At 47.7% G+C, this 16,909-nt stretch carries 16 protein-coding genes; 5 read left to right on the top strand and 11 right to left on the bottom strand.

Going from position 1 to position 16,909, the window contains the following annotated elements; translation table 11 throughout:
• The first annotated feature begins 14 nt into the window (after positions 1–14).
• Positions 15–923, top strand: a complete 909-nt coding sequence (locus tag ACQ4N8_RS00220) for an oxidoreductase (RefSeq protein WP_430702298.1) — start codon at positions 15–17, stop codon at positions 921–923.
• Between the two features lie 185 nt (positions 924–1,108).
• Positions 1,109–3,133, top strand: a complete 2,025-nt coding sequence (locus ACQ4N8_RS00215; protein WP_430702297.1) for a DUF1565 domain-containing protein — start codon at positions 1,109–1,111, stop codon at positions 3,131–3,133.
• Positions 3,134–3,257: 124 nt separating this feature from the next.
• Here the strand turns inward: ACQ4N8_RS00215 and ACQ4N8_RS00210 are convergent, their stop codons facing one another.
• Positions 3,258–3,584, bottom strand: coding sequence for a hypothetical protein (locus ACQ4N8_RS00210; protein ID WP_430702296.1), 327 nt, complete (start codon positions 3,582–3,584; stop codon positions 3,258–3,260).
• Positions 3,577–3,774 (bottom strand): hypothetical protein, encoded by a 198-nt coding sequence (locus ACQ4N8_RS00205; RefSeq protein WP_430702295.1) that lies wholly within the window; start codon positions 3,772–3,774, stop codon positions 3,577–3,579. The genes ACQ4N8_RS00210 and ACQ4N8_RS00205 overlap by 8 nt, the downstream gene beginning before the upstream one ends.
• A 231-nt stretch (positions 3,775–4,005) precedes the next feature.
• Between ACQ4N8_RS00205 and ACQ4N8_RS00200 the strand changes: the two genes are divergently transcribed.
• Positions 4,006–4,476 carry a hypothetical protein gene (locus ACQ4N8_RS00200; protein ID WP_430702294.1) on the top strand — a complete coding sequence of 157 codons (471 nt, stop codon included), beginning with the start codon at positions 4,006–4,008 and terminating at the stop codon, positions 4,474–4,476.
• 56 nt (positions 4,477–4,532) lie between these two features.
• Here the strand turns inward: ACQ4N8_RS00200 and ACQ4N8_RS00195 are convergent, their stop codons facing one another.
• The 5 genes from ACQ4N8_RS00195 to ACQ4N8_RS00175 form a co-directional block, all read right to left on the bottom strand.
• Positions 4,533–4,949 carry a hypothetical protein gene (locus ACQ4N8_RS00195; protein ID WP_430702293.1) on the bottom strand — a complete coding sequence of 139 codons (417 nt, stop codon included), beginning with the start codon at positions 4,947–4,949 and terminating at the stop codon, positions 4,533–4,535.
• Between the two features lie 225 nt (positions 4,950–5,174).
• Positions 5,175–5,738 carry a nitroreductase family protein gene (locus ACQ4N8_RS00190; protein ID WP_430702292.1) on the bottom strand — a complete coding sequence of 188 codons (564 nt, stop codon included), beginning with the start codon at positions 5,736–5,738 and terminating at the stop codon, positions 5,175–5,177.
• 19 nt (positions 5,739–5,757) lie between these two features.
• On the bottom strand, positions 5,758–6,768 hold the full coding sequence (locus ACQ4N8_RS00185) for an ABC transporter substrate-binding protein (RefSeq protein WP_430702291.1): 1,011 nt from the start codon (positions 6,766–6,768) through the stop codon (positions 5,758–5,760).
• A gap of 130 nt (positions 6,769–6,898) precedes the next feature.
• On the bottom strand, positions 6,899–7,687 hold the full coding sequence (locus ACQ4N8_RS00180) for an ABC transporter substrate-binding protein (protein ID WP_430702290.1): 789 nt from the start codon (positions 7,685–7,687) through the stop codon (positions 6,899–6,901).
• Positions 7,614–8,735, bottom strand: coding sequence for an AraC family transcriptional regulator (locus ACQ4N8_RS00175; RefSeq protein ID WP_430702289.1), 1,122 nt, complete (start codon positions 8,733–8,735; stop codon positions 7,614–7,616). Before ACQ4N8_RS00175 ends, ACQ4N8_RS00180 begins: the two co-directional genes overlap by 74 nt.
• Positions 8,736–8,882: 147 nt before the next feature.
• Here ACQ4N8_RS00175 and ACQ4N8_RS00170 point away from each other — a divergent pair, with 147 nt between their 5' ends.
• Together ACQ4N8_RS00170 and ACQ4N8_RS00165 are read left to right on the top strand one after the other, a co-directional pair.
• Positions 8,883–9,146, top strand: a complete 264-nt coding sequence (locus ACQ4N8_RS00170; RefSeq protein WP_055107140.1) for an AbrB/MazE/SpoVT family DNA-binding domain-containing protein — start codon at positions 8,883–8,885, stop codon at positions 9,144–9,146.
• A complete protein-coding gene (locus ACQ4N8_RS00165; protein ID WP_270406024.1) occupies positions 9,143–9,550 on the top strand; it encodes a type II toxin-antitoxin system death-on-curing family toxin in 408 nt (135 codons plus the stop codon). The genes ACQ4N8_RS00170 and ACQ4N8_RS00165 overlap by 4 nt, the downstream gene beginning before the upstream one ends.
• A gap of 53 nt (positions 9,551–9,603) precedes the next feature.
• Here the strand turns inward: ACQ4N8_RS00165 and ACQ4N8_RS00160 are convergent, their stop codons facing one another.
• From ACQ4N8_RS00160 to ACQ4N8_RS00145, 4 genes are all read right to left on the bottom strand, one after another.
• Positions 9,604–11,691 carry a DUF2357 domain-containing protein gene (locus ACQ4N8_RS00160; protein ID WP_430702288.1) on the bottom strand — a complete coding sequence of 696 codons (2,088 nt, stop codon included), beginning with the start codon at positions 11,689–11,691 and terminating at the stop codon, positions 9,604–9,606.
• Positions 11,692–11,962: 271 nt separating this feature from the next.
• On the bottom strand, positions 11,963–14,104 hold the full coding sequence (locus ACQ4N8_RS00155) for an McrB family protein (RefSeq protein WP_430702287.1): 2,142 nt from the start codon (positions 14,102–14,104) through the stop codon (positions 11,963–11,965).
• Between the two features lie 427 nt (positions 14,105–14,531).
• Complete coding sequence (locus ACQ4N8_RS00150) at positions 14,532–14,891, bottom strand: hypothetical protein (RefSeq protein ID WP_430702286.1); 360 nt, start codon at positions 14,889–14,891, stop codon at positions 14,532–14,534.
• Positions 14,888–16,909: a hypothetical protein gene (locus ACQ4N8_RS00145; protein ID WP_430702285.1), complete on the bottom strand. Its 2,022-nt coding sequence runs from the start codon at positions 16,907–16,909 to the stop codon at positions 14,888–14,890. Before ACQ4N8_RS00145 ends, ACQ4N8_RS00150 begins: the two co-directional genes overlap by 4 nt.

The raw sequence follows: 16,909 nt of genomic DNA, 5'->3' as shown, positions 1-16,909 counted from the left end.
AAGGACGAAACCCTATGACAACATCCTGGACAGAAGACCACATGCCGGATCAGACGGGACGTGTGGCTATCGTAACCGGAGCCAACAGCGGGATTGGCTGGGAAGCGGCGCGGGCGCTAGCCAGCAAAGGGGCGACGGTCATTATGGCCTGCCGCAGTATCGCCAATGCCGACCTTGCCGCTGACCGGATTCAAGCACTAAAACCGTCGGGCAAAGTCGTAGTGATGGCGCTCGATTTGGGCGATCTGGCCTCCGTCCGCACTTTTGCGACGGCCTTTCGCCAAAACTATCAACGGCTGGATCTCCTGATCAACAACGCCGGCGTAGCGCATCCCCCTTACGGGAAAACCGTACAGGGCTTCGAGCAGCAATTCGGGACGAACCACCTGGGGCATTTTGCGCTGACCGGTCTGCTGCTGGATCTGCTTGGCGCGACGCCAGGCGCACGCATTGTGACCGTAAGCAGCATTTCGCATCGATCGGGAGTCATTCACTTTGATGACCTGAACCTGGAACGGAATTACAAGCCATCGCTCGGCTATGCTCAGAGCAAGCTGGCGAATCTGCTGTTCACCTATGAGCTGCAGCGTCGGCTTGTGGCCGCAGGCCAATCTACGCTAGCCGTAGCGGCACATCCGGGCTGGTCCGCGACCAATGCGCTGCGGCATTCCAACTTCATGCGACGCCTGAATCCGATGTTCGCGCAGCCCCCAAAAATGGGCGCCTTGCCGACCCTTTACGCAGCCACTGCGCCAGATGTCCGAGGCGGCGATTACTTTGGGCCAAGCCTTCTCGAATTGCGCGGCTTCCCCAAGAAGGTCGAATCGAGTCCTCGCTCGCATGACGAAGCCGCCGCGCGGAGATTATGGACGGTTTCGGAGGAGATGACGCAGGTGAGGTATGAGTTTGGTACGGTGCAATAATCAAATAGGAGCTTGAAAGTGAAAACCCGCTCGGTGAGCGGGTTTTCACAATGTATAGGGCAATTTCGTATCAGCCGGTTCTATATTAATCGAGGACTCTTTTTGACCATTCCGGCCATCATTTGTACAATATTTATAGCCGTTAGAACCGGCGACATCCGATAGGCAGGAAGAAGGAGATTCTTATGGAATACCATGTATCCATGCATGGGAAGGATCAGGCAAGTGGAACAATCGATCAACCCTTTCGTACGATATCACGCGCTGCGGCTCTTGCCATGGCCGGGGATACGGTTATCGTTCATGCCGGAGTATACCGGGAATGGGTGAACCCGGCTAATGGAGGAACGGAGGAGCATCGAATCCTCTATCGATCCGCAGGCGACGGGGAAGTCGTCATAACAGGAGCTGAACGGATTACCGACTGGAAGTCGGAGGGAGGCCATGTTTGGAGTACAGAAGTACCCAACTCCCTATTTTCCGTTCGTAATCCCTTTGAAGAGGAGCTCCGTGGAGACTGGGTATTTGACGGGCCCTTCCCGGTCCACCTCGGGGATGTCTATTTGGATGGCAAATCTCTGTATGAATGCGATCGTGTCGAGAAGGTTCACCAGCCCGAAGTTTGGCCCGAAGCCAAATATCCCAAAGACTCCCTGTTAACGTGGTATGCCGAAGTTGGATCTGCGACAACCAAGATCTGGGCCAATTTTGGCGGAAAAGATCCTCGCAAGGAAAATGTAGAAATCAATGTCCGTCCTTACTGCTTCTGGCCTGAGAAACCAGGACTTAACTACATAACTGTAAGCGGATTCACGCTTCGCCAAGCCTCTCCACAATGGGCGCCGCCTACGGACTACCAGGAGGGTTTGATCGGGCCTCACTGGAGCAAGGGTTGGATTATTGAAAACAATATCATCAGTGAATCCAAATGCGTGGGGATCAGCCTGGGTACCGAAATTGGTACAGGTCACACCCAGTCTTCGGGGAAGCATATCAAGGGTGGTACTCAACGTGAGCAGGAAGTTATTTTGCGCGCCTTACGCTCCGGTTGGCATAAGGATCGAGTCGGCAGTCACATCGTTCGAGGTAATGTGATTCATGATTGCGAACAGGCAGGGATTGTGGGCCATATGGGAGCAGCCTTCAGCCGCATTTATCAGAACCGCATTTACAATATTCACCACAAACGGCTCAGACACGGTGCCGAAGTCGCAGGAATCAAACTGCATGCTTCCCTGGATACTCAAATTAGCGAAAATATCATCTATAGCTGTTACCGAGCACTTTGGCTTGACTGGCAGGCACAGGGCACCCGCATCAGCCGCAATGTATTTTTTGACAACCTATCCGAAGACTTGTTCGTTGAGGTCTGCCATGGTCCGTATATGGCGGATCATAATCTGTTCCTCTCTCCTATGAACTTCCGAAATATGGCGCAGGGCGGAGCATTTGTCCATAATTTGTTTGCAGGCCGATTTGTCGTTCGTTCCGAGATTACCCGTACTACGCCGTATCACTTCCCTCACGAGACGGCAATGGCAGGGTACTCCAATATCACCGGGGGCGATGACAGGTACTACAACAACATCTTTTTGGGGGATGATGGTGCGAATCAGGAGCCGGTTCCCATCACCTTTTTCGAGCATCTTCCGCTTAAACCAAGGGATGAAGTTGGAGAGAACGGGAAGACGGTCATGGATGGGGTTCCGGACGATTCCATCTGCTATCTCCATGCTGTGGGACTGGGGGGCTACGACAACCATCCTGATGCCAAAGATAAGAAATGGTGGGAATACACCAAAGAGGAGCTTGCTGAGCTTGGCGATGCCGCCAAGGATTTCTTTATCGGAAATGCCGTTCTTCCGGTGGCGATGGGTGGAAATGTATATCTTAACCATGCGGTTCCAGGCAGTCATGAACCCCATGCGAAAATTGATGCGCAGAAAGGCATCACCGTTCAGGTTCATCCTGCGCAAGGCCGCGTGCAAATTCAGGTCCATGCACCCGAATGGCTTCGAGGGGCCTCTGCCCTATTGGTGACCACCGATCTGCTTGGCAAGACTTATCACGCCGAGATGAAGTATGAGGAGCCGGACGGCACTCCTTATCGTTTTGACTCCGACTTTTTCGGAACAAAGAGACCTGATGCAGATGTCACGCCCGGTCCGTTTGAATGGAGTGAAGAGGGTAGCTTTGATTTTAAATTTTAGATAGAAGAAGGGCCCTGACCATTCGGTCAGGGCCTTTATTCTACATATGGAGGCAAGGGGAGTCGCCACCCTGTCCGATGGCAACGCCACATAGGCTTCTACGGGAGTAGTGACAGTTTTGATGTCAACCGATTCTAAATAAATCGAGGACACTCTTTGACCATTCCGGTATCTGGTCCATCTTATAAATTAATTGATTATCCTGAATTTCTGCAATAATGGTAGGCTCAAACGTATTATCAATAATAATGAGTTGGTCTGCGATAGATTCGTTTGATTGCTTCCTTGCCGACAAATCTGCACTTCGAGGATTTTCAGGATTTAGTCGCATAGCCATTTGATCAGGATCAACAACCTCTCCGGTCAACTCCCTCATTTGCAAGCTAATTGTACTTTTACCAGCACCGTTAGTACCCGCGAAGATCGTCATGACAGGTTGATGGTTATTCAATACACTTCCGCTCCGTCCGATTTCCCTGTGAATCGAAAATGATCTCGAATTTATTCCCCTCAGCATCCTCGCGAATACGTCGGTTATCCTTAATATAGTACAGGGATGCTCCCGATTGTTTGGCTTGTTGACGAGCACGTTGGCTGGCCTTCTTAAGTATACTTTGAAGCTGTTCTCGATCGACTGCCATAACAAGGACCTCCTTCTGTTTTCTGTTCATTGCTTTACATTATCATACACAATAAAAAAGCCCTCAACCACATCATTGGGCTGAAGGCTCATTCGTCTTGTTTCATGGAGGCGAGGGTGTCGCCTCTATTGACTAGTAAATGAATAGGACTGATTACATGTACATTCTAATGCAACTTCCCAGCTAATGGAAGCGTAATGAAAGTAACTAATCTTTTTACGAGGTGATTAAATGAAACCTTTACATAAGTTGCTGTTCCTATGTATGGTGCCACTTTTATTGTCTGCCTGCTCACAAAATACGGAAAGTAAGCCACCTACGACTAATTTGGATCTACGTCCTCCAGTCGAAATTTCAATTGAAGAGGCGGAAAATAAGGTCCCGTTTGAAATCAAACAACCATCCGTTCCTTTCCCAGTTACTCAAAAATCAGCAAGGCTTTTAGATACCGATGGTAAGTTTGATGCAGTAGAAATCACGTATGCAAATGCCGATGACGAATTGAACCTGATCCTTATGATTACAAACTCAAAAGCTGATACGCCTCCGAGTGGGAAGAAAGGTCAAAAATTAGCTAACGGTTCGCAAACATGGGACCAAGGAGATGAACATGTAAGTGCCATCTATTGGAGAAACGAGGGTTTAACTTACTCTCTTATTTCAGGGAAAAATAACAATCTTGAACCGTTATACGATTACTAAACATTAACTGAAATAGCAAATACAATAAAATGACTGAGCATGTAGTTCTATCATTTTCATTCTGAAGTAATACTAATGATCTCTGTGTTCTGAGTAGCCCCATCACTTCCTAAGGCTTGAACATAAATACGGTCGTGAAAACTCCGGTTACCGAAGTTCCATGTCAAAGACCAGCCGTCACTCCCATCCTTATCATAACCAATGAGTTCTCTTTCCCCCCAAGTTTCCGTACCCGTCGGAGTAATCCAAAATAGAACGGTTTCGATATTTTTAGCCTCTACCCGAATGGTCATGGTATTCACATCTTGGTGAACAATCCACCACCCGGCATTCTTCGGCAAATCCATGGATACCTCCAAAATTTCTGCTTTCTCGTCCATGATTGGAGATTGTTCGGATACAGTTTGTTGATTGTTACACGCGGGTAACAGTAAGGCGAATAAAAAACATATCACGATGTTCACTGTTTTCATCATTTCCCTCCAGAAAAAATGCTGTTATCGAAAAAGATCGTTGCGAGCGGTGTACTTCTTTGCGGATAAAATCCAGACAAACCTGTTCTAACGTATAAACGATATAAGTTGACCTTTTGTAACAGAATGTAAAGTTAAAATATATGAGCTTTAAAAGCAAAAACCCGCTCAGGGAGCGGGTTTTCATTGCGTCTTAACTAAAGGAGAGAGATTGCCCTCTCCACTTTACGATTTATGCCAGCTTATTAATTGCTCAGCCCTATGGCGGGGGCGCGGCTTCGGTAATTTGTCCAAAGGGTAGTACCCCATATGAAGCGTGCCGACAACCTTCTCCCCCGGCCGAACCCCGACAGCCTTGCGGAATCGCGGATCCCAATTGTACTCGTTAGTTTTCCATACAACCCCGATACCTCGGCTCCATGCCAGAAGCTGAAAGTTCTGAATCAGTGCCGCACATGCCAGAAGAGCCTCCTCGGCCTCTCTCGGACGCGGTTCTTCTTTGGCGACAACAATCAGATGCGCGACAGCATTATCACAATAATCCCGTTCCGCTGACTCGCCATATTGCTCGAGCTCTTCCCTGGTATAGGTTTGGAGAACGGCCTGCGCAAATGTTCTCCGTCCTTCTTCTTTAAACAGGATGAAACGCCATGGTTCCCTGGCCGAATGATAAGGAGCCCAAACCGCATCGTCAAGCAATTCCAGAATAAGCTCATCCGTGATTTCCTTCTGGCTGTATCTCCTGACGGTTCTCCTCTCCCGGATCACGCGGGACAGTTCATCGCTCATTGGTTCGCCCCCGTTCCGGTTAGTTGTTCTGTTCAATGACTTTCACGATCTCGTCAATGGCATAGGTGTTGGCTACAGGCGAAAAACCAAAGTTAAACCATTCATTGTCTCCTACAAGATAAACATGGCCATTTTTGACTGCATTCAAATTTTTCCATATTGAACTGATTGCCATATTTTCATATTCTGTTCTCGCTTGTTCCGCTTCCGAGCCGCTATCCACCTGGAGAATGATATGATCCGGATTGTATTCCGGCAGTATTTCCAAAGAAATCTGCACGGTGCTCTCTTCATTCGGAAAAGCTTCAACCGGTTTCAGGCCAAGCTCCTCGTGAATAATACGCCCTCTGCTTGAAACTGCCCCATAAATAAAGACTCCCTTTGGAGTTATTCTCATATAAGCAACGGTTTCGTCCCCTATTAACGTCTGGAGCTTTTCTTTCGCCTCTCCTGTTGTACGTTCATATTCCTGAATGGCTTGTTCGGCTTTCTCCATTCTTCCGAGCGCTTCCCCGATATCCCGAAGCTCATCGCGCCAATCGTCCCGGTTCGGCAGCAGCACCGTTGGGGCGATTTTCGCAAGCTGGTCGTAGCTCTTCTCATCCCTCCAAGCCGGCGCAAGGATGAGATCCGGTTCGGCAGCAAGTACGGCTTCGAAATTAGGGCTATCCACAGCTCCCAGATCTATAACCTCTTTGAAGGCCCCGTTGAAATACGAAGGGAATTCCTCATGATAATTTTCAGCTGCAACCGGCGTTATGCCAAGCGCAAATAAGAACTCCGGATAGGTCACCGTAGTGCCAATCACTCTTGCAGGATCGGCGGGCACCGTAATATCCCCTTTCATGCTTTTGACGACACGCTGCTTATCTGCTGCCGATGGCGTTACTGTCTGGGTCGCATTTGATGCTGTATTCGATGTTTCTTCGGCCGCAGGAGCCGGCTCATTGCCCCCCGCACCGCAAGCTGCGCACAACAAAAGTACCCCTAAGGATACGAATAAGGCCATCCTGCTTCTTGTCCGTTTCATTCGCATCTTTCCTCCAAGTCTATGGTCTAATTAATAATAATTCTCATTCTCATTATAAAGAAACCACTGGACTCAGCCTATGGAGGAATGAGAACGACCGCTTGGAGAATTGGGAAGTGCATCTTCCGTTTTAGGAATGTCGAGGATTGCGTTGCCTTTTTTCAAGAATCCGAACCATTTCTTCCGCGGCATAACATGTAGCGATTGGAGAAAAAGAAAAGTTATACCAATCCCTGCCTCTTACAGGATATACCTGCTTATTCATGACCGCCGTCAAACCGTTCCACTGCTCGCTTTGCGACAATTCCTCATAGAATTCCCTAGCTTGTATCTGTTCGTCGATATGCAGAATGATATGATCGATACTTAATCGCCTTAAGGTCTCGCTGGACAAAGCGATACCCGGATTCTCGTTATATAATAACGCGGCAGGCTTTAATCCCAGTTCCCGGTGAATGGTTTTTCCTCTATGCGAATGCATGCCATGGATATAGGCTTCATCTCCCGATATCCGCACATACATGACCGATTCGTCTCCGATCATCGACTGCAAATGCTCTTTCGCAACAGCGATTCTGGACTCATAATCCTGTATGACTCGTTCGGCTTCTTTTCTCTTTCCCAAAATTTCCGCCATATCCCGCAATTCATCTCGCCAATCCTCTTGTTCAGGCAGCAATACGGTCGGAGCTATTCGGGACAACTCCTCGTAGTGATGCTGGTCCTGCCAGGCCGGTGCCAGTATGAAGTCGGGCCTTGCTGACCGAATGGATTCATAATCGGGCTTCTTCGAACCGTTCAAGCGATAGACACCTGAAAACTCACTTTTAAGATAGGAGGGGAAATCATTCTGGAATACGAGGGCGGCGACTGGCGTAATGCCAAGCGAATACAGAAGCTCCGGATACGTGACGGACATCCAGATATCGCCGGTTCGTAACATACTGCCGTGGAGAAAGTCCGACGGTCTGCTTGAAACGCCTGCTGAAATAGTGTTCGTCCTGAAAGCCGACTTGCCGCGCGATGTCATAGAAACGGTTGCCGGTCATATGAAGCATTTCCTTCGCACGGCGGATTCGAAGATCGGTTAAATAATGGTTTGGGCTTTGCCCTGTTTGTTCCTTGAATAAGGAACTGTACCAGCGCCGGCTTATGCCCGCCATTTGCGCCAGTTGCTCCACGTTTATCGCTTCTTGATAATGCTGCTGGATGTACTGAATCGTCCGGCCCACAGCCGCTTCCGGACTTTCCTTCCCCGCTGGGTCAACCTTCCGTTCGAGAATAAAATACATCAAATTCTGAAATCGGAAGTGATCGGCCATCTGAAGTTGACCCTCATGTTCGTCAGCATGCCGGTACAATTCCATCATCATTTCCTCTAGCCGACTGAACGCCGTTGCCGCCATATCTCCATATGGAAGCGCCTCTTCTTGGCTGCTTGGTATCAGACGAACCTCTCCATTCCCTCGTGCATCTTCCATACGATACACCGTGAAGGACAGCAAATAATAGAGAAGCGTTTGCTTCCCCTCTTGATGGATCCTCGCTGTGGTTACCGGAGGCAACAATAGACTGTTCCCCCGATTCATCTCGACATGGAGGCCGCTCCCCTCAAGCTTTCCTTGTCCTCCTGCAATCAGCAACAGCGTATGCGTACCTGTCAGCTCATCCGTTAACCCGGTTGTTAGTTTTCGATAGTGGATGCCGGTCATCGAAAAATGCAGATCGCGAAATGGAATCCCGGCTGATCTATTCTGATTCATGTTAATACGCAGTCCCTTCGACCAATCTCGAAAATCTATCGATCTCCACGAGTGATAACGATTATCAATAGTATAGAAATAAAAAGAAAGCTTATCAACCTGAGTTGACAAGCTTTCCGCCACGGCTTGAGCTGACCGTTTCGCATAGGGTCTTCTATCATCCGTATGAATGAAGACAACACAAGCTTCTACAGGTGTAGTCACGGTTTTGATGTCACCTAACCTAAGCATCGTATGCGATACTGGGACGCCCCGTAATCGGCTCAATTCCAGGTCAGCCTGATTGTCTTCTCGATTTTATAACTGTATAATTGTTATAACAATTGAATATGATGATAAGGAGGAAACCTAATGAACAGGATGATTGAGATGGAACGGAAAGTGACCAAATTTGGCAACAGCCTCGGTATAACCATGACGGATGCCTTGAAGCAAATTGGACTGGATCAAGGTGACACCGTCACCATTGATGTTAGTCCAGCCACAGGAGAAATTATTATTAAGAAGTCAACAAAAGTCTCCTTGCCTGAAGGAATAAGTGCGGACTTCATGGATACATTGACGGATGTCATTGAAGAATACGATCAAACGCTTCGAGGACTTAAAGACAGATGACATCCATCCGTTATTTATCCGTCCAAGAAGTAATAGCAATCAATGTTGCCATGATTCAACGATATAGCCCGGGGGAACACATTGGAGTTAAAGAACCTGGATTGCTCGAATCGGCTGTCCATCGACCTCAATCTTCTGCCTTTGGCGAAGATGCTTATCCTACAATTTTCGAAAAAGCCGCAGCTATGTTCGAATCCCTCGGCCAAAACCATCCTTTTCACAACGCAAACAAACGGACTGCCTTTACAGCACTGGTTGTATTCCTGCGCTATAATGACCTGCTCTTCAAGATGGACACAAAGAAAGCCGAGGATTTTACTGTAGATATGGTTAATCATCGCTTTCATTTTCAAGAGATGGTTTCGATTATTGAGGCTCACTGCATCACGGTTCCCAATTCATAAAATGCAAAACACCCTCCTCTTGCGGATGGTGTTCATAATGGTGAGCCACGCCCCTACGACTCCTCCACCCGAATCCCCACCACTTTCTCGGCCAAGTCCACATCCGTATGATCCAGTTGCACTTTCACCTTGCCCAGTCTGCGAGCTTCGCGCCATTCCCTCAGGTCTTCCTCATTCTCCAGCTTCAATTCCGCAATCTCACTGGCCCGATCAAACATGTACTTACTCGTGTAGAGGCAGGTGTAAATCCCTTGTCCTCCTAAAGCAATCGGCTGGTCCCGCCGCTCCCATCGTTCGATCGTAAACTTCACATAAAGCTCCTCTTCCGTCCCGGGCCGAGCCGGACGTTCCGTGATTTCCCGTCTCCGGACCACCTTCCAATCCCGAACCCGTCCATACCAATGAATCCCCGTGTTCCCGGGGCCTTGGAACTTTTTGCGAGACTGGCACATGGCGATGTATTCGATTTGAGTCAGCAACTTGTGGTCGACGATATTCTTCAGCGGCATATGGTAGAACTGATACTTCAACGCCATATCCAGCTGGGAGGGCCCCCTGAGCGAACCCACCAGAACATTTTTGCCCGCAAACTTGTTGTAGTAATATTCCTTCGTCCCGCGAGGGCGAGTGGAACGTTCGTAGGCTTTCTCCGGGCTGTCTTGGATGATCTCCTCCAGCAGTTGGTCCATCAAATCCGTCGTATTTGGCAGAAACGGGATTGCCCCGATGTTGACGAGCTGAATGCTTTTGTAAAAAGGATGCTCCCTAAACTTCGCCTCATCCGGATACGGAAACAGCACATACGCCCCAAACATACTCCGCTCATACTCGCCGTTCCGTTGATCCTGGTACACAATCGCATCCCGGTAACGGTGCATCGTGTTGATGTCGTCCTCCTCAGGCCCCGGCTGCTTGTACTTCTTCCAGTAAGGCGTCCCCTCATAGGCTGGGTTCAAGCGGTATTTCGCATCAAAAATATACTTATACTCAATCGCCGCGTCATTCTTTTTCAAGGTCAGCACATTATCGGGTCTCTGCGCCAACGTAGAGTGGCCGTCTCCCTGAGGCAGGGAATTGTAGTAGAGCGTAAACACCTCCCCATTTCGCGGGTTCCGATAGACCATCTTCGCCTTCTGCCCGCGATCCAGCGTCACAAAAAGACCCTTCCGATTCACCTTAATCAAATCCTGGCTCACCAGCTCATATTTCCGCCGCATCAAATCGTGGATTTTCAGGAAACACCAGTACTCATATAACTGCGCCAGATCCTTCATCGATAACCGGAACAGATCCCCTTGAATCGAGAGCCCCTTCATCAGCAAGAGGTAAATCCGATAGACCTCCCGATACCCCGGAGCCATCTGCAGGACCAGCGTGATCGAAGCCTGCTTCATCTCCCCGACTTGTAAAAAATCCTGCTGTAACAGCCGCTGCAACTGCGAACTCATCACGTCAATTTTCTTCAGCAAGACGGGATCCGCGGTTCCTTTTTTTGCTGCGTAGGACCGTAGCTCCTTCAGCTTCGAGGTAATGCGCAGCAACACCCAGCGGATGAACCGATTCTCCGCCGTATCGAAGTCCATATACCGCCGGGTTTCAAGCACATGCGTAGGCAGCTCCTGCCCCGGAACAAACAGCTCCGGCCTTTTGCGCAAAAAGGCGATATTCTCCTTCCCCACGCGCTTCGCCTTCGACGCCTCTACAAGATGAGATTCACGGCGCATTTTATAGTGAGGGGCATTTTTGATCCGATCGATCCCTTGGGTCAGTTGCCCAAAAACCTGCTGTAATATCGTAAAAAACTCCGTCACACTCTGATGCCGTGTCTCCCTTAACCCGGTAAGATGAAACGTCTTGCGCAAAAAGTCAAAAGACAGATTATAAATCTGCTCATTCACCTCTCGCAAAATCACTTCGTAATCGCGCTTGTAATCCATTTTGGATGGGAACACTTCAAGCTGCAGCTTAAAGATCACCTCGCCATGCAGGCGAAGCTCCAGCTCCGAGAGGCCAACCTCATTCTGAAAGTTAAGGATTCCCGACAAAACACGGCCATGACGGCCTACAGGGTTAACCGCTTGCCGTAAGTGAAGATTTTCATGGAAGAAGACGATCGGCAGATCCTCCTGTCTCTTCTCCACTACGAACTCATAAGCTTGTGTTTCATAAAACAAGGGATCTGCCGGATCACCAGGATTCCAAGTTCGGAGGCCCGAGGACTCATGCGAAAAGACTTGAAGCGAGTTCATCTCCACTTTCGGCGAGGGGACTTCTACTTGAAAATGGGCGTCCACCCACACCTCATCCGCCTGCCGATGAAGCTGCATCGTCTCAACGGTCGGATGAAATGGCTTCCCTTTGATACTTAGATCAAACAGATTGGTCTCAATGCGTAGCAACTCAATTGGCGCATTACGATAACCAGTAAGAGGTGAATCCATCTTCTTCAAGCCTCCGTAACATCGAAGCGATTTTCCTTGCACTACGTGGATACTTGGCCTGATCGAGAAGGGGTTTGAGCTTACTCCCCTCGAACAATGAAGTCGTATCCTCTATATACTCATTGACGGCAAAAGAGGAACCCACACACTCCCGTATCAAGTTCAGAAGAACTCTCCGGATCGAAGCGCTGCTGCCTTGAATGCGAGGCAATATTTTCTGGAGCAACTGGTGATCCAACGCCTCATCCTCGGTAAGCAACCCAAACCGCTGGTTATAGAGCATATAAAAACACACCGCATCCCGAATCCGAAAACCGACATGCGCATGGATCTCCTCCAAAATGCCGTTGATACGCACCAATATATCGGTCGTCTTCGTAATCAGTGCTTTAGATTCCGCATGGTAGGCATCTACTAGCTGCAGATAGTCACTTCTTAGGAACAGATTTGGCATGGCGTCTGTTCGTTGCTCGCCCCCTGTCTCCTCGTCAGGAAATTGAGCCAAGAAGATATCATTGAACTCAATTGTATTTGCCCGGTCGAGTACCTTTTTACTAAAAGGATGGGTTGTCTCGTCCATATTGACGGTCCCAATCAAGTACACATTTTCCGGAATCGACAGATTGCCATAAGTCTCTTGATCCTCTTCCTGCACAAGTGAGCTGCGCTGAATGATCGGATCAGTAGCAATACGTCTATCGCGCCATTCTTGAGTCTCCAGAATACTGAGCATATCGCTGAAATAGTGTTCTACTCGTGCCAGGTTCATCTCATCAAGGCAGATAAAATAAGGTTTGCTTGGGTTATGGGATGCCCCCAACAATACCTCGGTAACACGCCCAGGCCGAAACTTGCCAGACAAGTCACTATAGCCAATCAAATCCGACGGATCACTCCAATCTGGCCGAACCGGGATCAGCGTAAACTGGCCATTTTCCGAAGTCGCCCCCATCGCCTCCGCAAAGAGCTTGATCAGTTTGGTTTTCCCGGTTCCCGATACGCCTGCTAGGATGACGAAAGGTTTGGTTTTGAGGGAGAGGTAGAAGTTTTCGATGAGGTGCGGTGGGTAATTAAAACCCTTCTCACTGATATAAGCTTTGATCCTACTCAAAACTTTTACTACCCCTGTATCCTCAATAAGAGTTGGGCTAACTTCTACATCATCCATATTGTAATCTCCCTTTATTTGCGTAAAATCTGGCCATTTCACTTGAGGTGATTGATCTTGGATGACTTTTAACCCCGGGACGGAGAACCGGAATAGGTAACCTTGCTTCACCCCACCACCTGAATGAATGGGACCTTGATGAATATTTAACTTCAAAATTTCTTGAGCAAAATTACTCAAAGGAATATTCGGCTCAATTGCGAAGTACTCCGCACGAATAAGCCTACCTTGCTCCTCCCAACTCGAACTTGCCATCGAACTGGGCTTCGGAGCATGAGCAGGGTCTTCAATCGCCTTACTTACAAACCGCAATGATCCATTCGCGTAATGTAAGATGATATCGCCTTTTCTCACTTCATCCATCGTATCCCAATGATATTGCGAGCGTCCTCCTTTTCCAAACAAAGGCGCCCACAGTAGACCTTCTTCCCTTTCCGCATTAAGAGTCGCGCCTTGGTTGACCCACCAGATGTTAGGGGATTTAGTACCCTTAGTAGGTATCAGTCTCATTTCATACTTAAATGGTTCATCTGTTGAGTAAAACTCGATAAATTCTGCTATTTCGTCTGGAACAGGCACTTGTTTCTTGTTGCCAGGATCCTGAGGTTTTCGCTTAATGATATAGTCATAAGAAGCTTTAAAAACGGATTGCATAAGCTCCTTAATCTCTGGAGAGTGATAACGTATTTGAATCGTAGCTCTTCCTACACTCGATTGATCAACATTTCTTAATGAGGCTTGATAATGAGCCCCATTATAAATAAGAGTTAGTTGTTTTCCTTCACCTACCTCAACCAATTCGCCTCGATTAGCCTGATTGAAAAATCTAACGAAATCGTTCGGTATCGTCGATCCATATTCAAAAATAGACCAGTCCACTTTTTTTATTCCGATTAAATTTGGAATTGAAGCATCGTGTGTCCAGCTTCTTACTTGAATTGGCATGTTGAACCTCGTTTCTGGTAGTTTTCTTTCTTGACCAAGTACTATTCTACTTCACCATGTAGATGAAGAATTCCTTTTCATAAAATATCTGAGATATTACAACTATGAAAAAGACCCTTTATCAGGCGTCTCTTTTAAATAGCAGTTATGGAGTCGAATCGTGGTTGTTCAAAATCACAACCCGCCGCAATATCTAGTTTCGAATGTTTAGTGTAGTTGCATAGAGTAAAGATAACTCTAGGGTCACTATAACATGGCTAACGGAGAAAAATTGAAATGATTTACCCCGGAACTACTACTACATCCCTCGTTTTTCCGGAATTTAAGTAATATAAAAATGCCCTAGTCCAATGGATTAGGGCATTTGTCTTTAGCAATAATCAATTCAATTAACCAATGTTAACCATAAGACTCAAAGTTTCAGCAATCACATGAGTGAGCTAATCATTTGCAGTCCTTCACGTTCAAACCTCTCTCCAAGCTTATTAAGGCCAAAGACCATGAGAGCACGTGCGTATAAGTAAGGTGTTGTCGTTTCTGGATATAGTGCTCGTAGCAGTTTTGCAAGCTGACCGTCTGGATCCACAGTACCGATACCGTAATTACTACCATCGCTGTCAGGTAACTGGTAAGAGGCTGGATCAAATTCGTCGAAGTGGTTCTTTATTGCATATGCCATTGCAAACTTAGCTGCTATGATTTTATTCTCAAAACACCCGGAGGATACCATCCGCTCTACCACCGTATTAGCAGCCTTCGAAAGATGGACGTTTATTAAATCACTCATACAAAAGAACCCCCCCCCGTCGTTTCCGGCTCGATGCGTGTGTCGAACGATGTACGTCGTTCGAGTCTATATTCTTTTTTCAGTGCAGATCCAAGCGTATCTCGAGCAAACTGTTCATCAATTTCGCTGGTATACGCCAGAAGAATGACTTGATCAGAAAGCGCTGGAAGTGCCTTCGTAATGTTCTTCTTATGGATTGGGTCGAGCCTACCGAAGGGCGAGTCCATGATGACTGGCCCTTGAAGCGGCGCATTCTTATGTAGGGCGCCAATCAGTGCCAAGGCTACTACGTGCTCGTTGCCTGATGATCTTAATGGTACGATCTCACCAGTTGAGTGCGCAATTTCAAGTCCATAGTTATCGTTTATGAGGAGTTTGACATAGTCCGGGTCATTCGTAATTTTAACAAACAAATTTGACGCGTCCCTCTCAACTTTAGTTTTTAGCTCATTACGGTATTTCGTGATACCTTCTTCAAAGATAGAGACGATTTGCTCACAAATGTCTGCCTTTTTCTTTGCTAGTAGCATGTCATCGCTGGTGGCAGCCTTCTCTAGCTTTGAATATTGACCAGCAATTGCGTTTTTAATGCTTATGATCTTCTCATTTTCGAGACGTTTGCCCTCTTCCAGGTTCTCAATCTTCTTTAGACACGTGGCGAGTGCCCGAATGTTTTCCTGTGTAGCAGCTGACAAATCCTTAATATCTCCGTGCCGCTCGAGCTCCTCCCGAACTTCTTTAATCTCGCGTTCATTGTTGCCGATTTCGACTCGGACCTGAACGAGCTGCTGCTCAAGCACTTCAAGCTTATCCTTGACACCTGGAAACTGCATGGACTCAAGCTCTGTACGGCGGTATTGCAGACCTTTGAGTTCCACTGCTTCTTCAGCCGTTAATCCTCCATAGCTACTCTCGGCACTTTTTATACGCTCTTCGATTTTTTCGATCAGATTGTCAGGAACATTCTGGTCGCAAAGATGACAGTGTTTTTTACTAGCCGCAGTCTTCATCTCTTCAACAAAAGCTCTTGCGACCTGCTGAGCTTTCTCCTTGCCCTCGAGTTCCTGTACCCTTCTCTGAATTCCTGACAATACAGCAGATACTTGAGCTCCGACAAGACCCTTCCATGCATCTTTTGTCGTAATGACGATTTGACTAAGTAAATCACCACGGCGAGCCTTCTTCTCCTCTAAGGACGCTTCGAGTGAGTTCATCGTATTAAGCAGCGATCTCACGTGCTCATTTTGCTCTGCCTCGCCTGTGAGTTGTGCCTTCTTCAACTGCTCCTGGGTAAGTTCTGCACGCATTCGCTCAAACTCGTCGACATGTTTCTGCAGTCCTGCCTCGAACGCTTCGATTGTTGCGCCGATCTGCTCGGTCTGCTGATTGCTCTTGGCAACTCTAGTCATAGCTTTCATGTAATCTTCGTGCACGATCTCTGCGGCTGTTGCACTATTGGTAAGGACCGGTACGCCAAGAATATTCTCTATCGCCCCCTTAATTGCAGCACCCTCTGTGGTATCCTCCATGATGAGATCTTCGTATTCCTGCAATAGCTCCCCATCAAAAAGGAAGAACCGTGAGACCTGCTCAGGCATGATCAGCTTGAGAATGTGGTCAGCCTCTGCAATTGGCAGTATCCCACCGTCCTTTTTCAAGTAAACGTACTGCTCGTAGTCATCGTTTTTAACTGGCTTTACTACACCCTTTCGGGGCTTATACTGCCGTGTCAACTCATATTGGCTGATACCGTCCGTCATGCGCAGTACGACCTTAAATCCAAACTTCCCCTCACCGCGGCTCTCAATATTGGAGAGCTTCGTCAAATCGACGTTTGCCCCGCGCCTACTTTGAAACTTCCCATAGAGGGCATACCTGAAAGCATTCAACAGCTTTGTTTTTCCTCGCCCATTGTTACCCCAAGAAATAATTACACCATTTTCAGTTGTGAAGTCTATTGTTTGGTTACCCTTGAATGGGCCAAAATCTTCAACGGTAAGACTATTAAATCTCAGCAC

This window comes from Paenibacillus macerans, from assembly GCF_050565405.1.
Classification (GTDB): domain Bacteria; phylum Bacillota; class Bacilli; order Paenibacillales; family Paenibacillaceae; genus Fontibacillus; species Fontibacillus macerans_B.
This window is presented reverse-complemented; position numbering and strand designations above follow the sequence as displayed.

Coding starts and splice junctions, on each gene's coding strand:
- ACQ4N8_RS00215 (WP_430702297.1), top strand. CDS start 1,109: ATGGAATACCATGTATCCATGCATGGGAAGGATCAGGCAAGTGGAACA.
- ACQ4N8_RS00200 (WP_430702294.1), top strand. CDS start 4,006: ATGAAACCTTTACATAAGTTGCTGTTCCTATGTATGGTGCCACTTTTA.
- ACQ4N8_RS00220 (WP_430702298.1), top strand. CDS start 15: ATGACAACATCCTGGACAGAAGACCACATGCCGGATCAGACGGGACGT.
- ACQ4N8_RS00155 (WP_430702287.1), bottom strand. CDS start 14,104: ATGCCAATTCAAGTAAGAAGCTGGACACACGATGCTTCAATTCCAAAT.
- ACQ4N8_RS00190 (WP_430702292.1), bottom strand. CDS start 5,738: ATGAGCGATGAACTGTCCCGCGTGATCCGGGAGAGGAGAACCGTCAGG.
- ACQ4N8_RS00150 (WP_430702286.1), bottom strand. CDS start 14,891: ATGAGTGATTTAATAAACGTCCATCTTTCGAAGGCTGCTAATACGGTG.
- ACQ4N8_RS00185 (WP_430702291.1), bottom strand. CDS start 6,768: ATGAAACGGACAAGAAGCAGGATGGCCTTATTCGTATCCTTAGGGGTA.
- ACQ4N8_RS00165 (WP_270406024.1), top strand. CDS start 9,143: ATGACATCCATCCGTTATTTATCCGTCCAAGAAGTAATAGCAATCAAT.
- ACQ4N8_RS00180 (WP_430702290.1), bottom strand. CDS start 7,687: ATGTCCGTCACGTATCCGGAGCTTCTGTATTCGCTTGGCATTACGCCA.
- ACQ4N8_RS00205 (WP_430702295.1), bottom strand. CDS start 3,774: ATGGCAGTCGATCGAGAACAGCTTCAAAGTATACTTAAGAAGGCCAGC.
- ACQ4N8_RS00195 (WP_430702293.1), bottom strand. CDS start 4,949: ATGAAAACAGTGAACATCGTGATATGTTTTTTATTCGCCTTACTGTTA.
- ACQ4N8_RS00170 (WP_055107140.1), top strand. CDS start 8,883: ATGAACAGGATGATTGAGATGGAACGGAAAGTGACCAAATTTGGCAAC.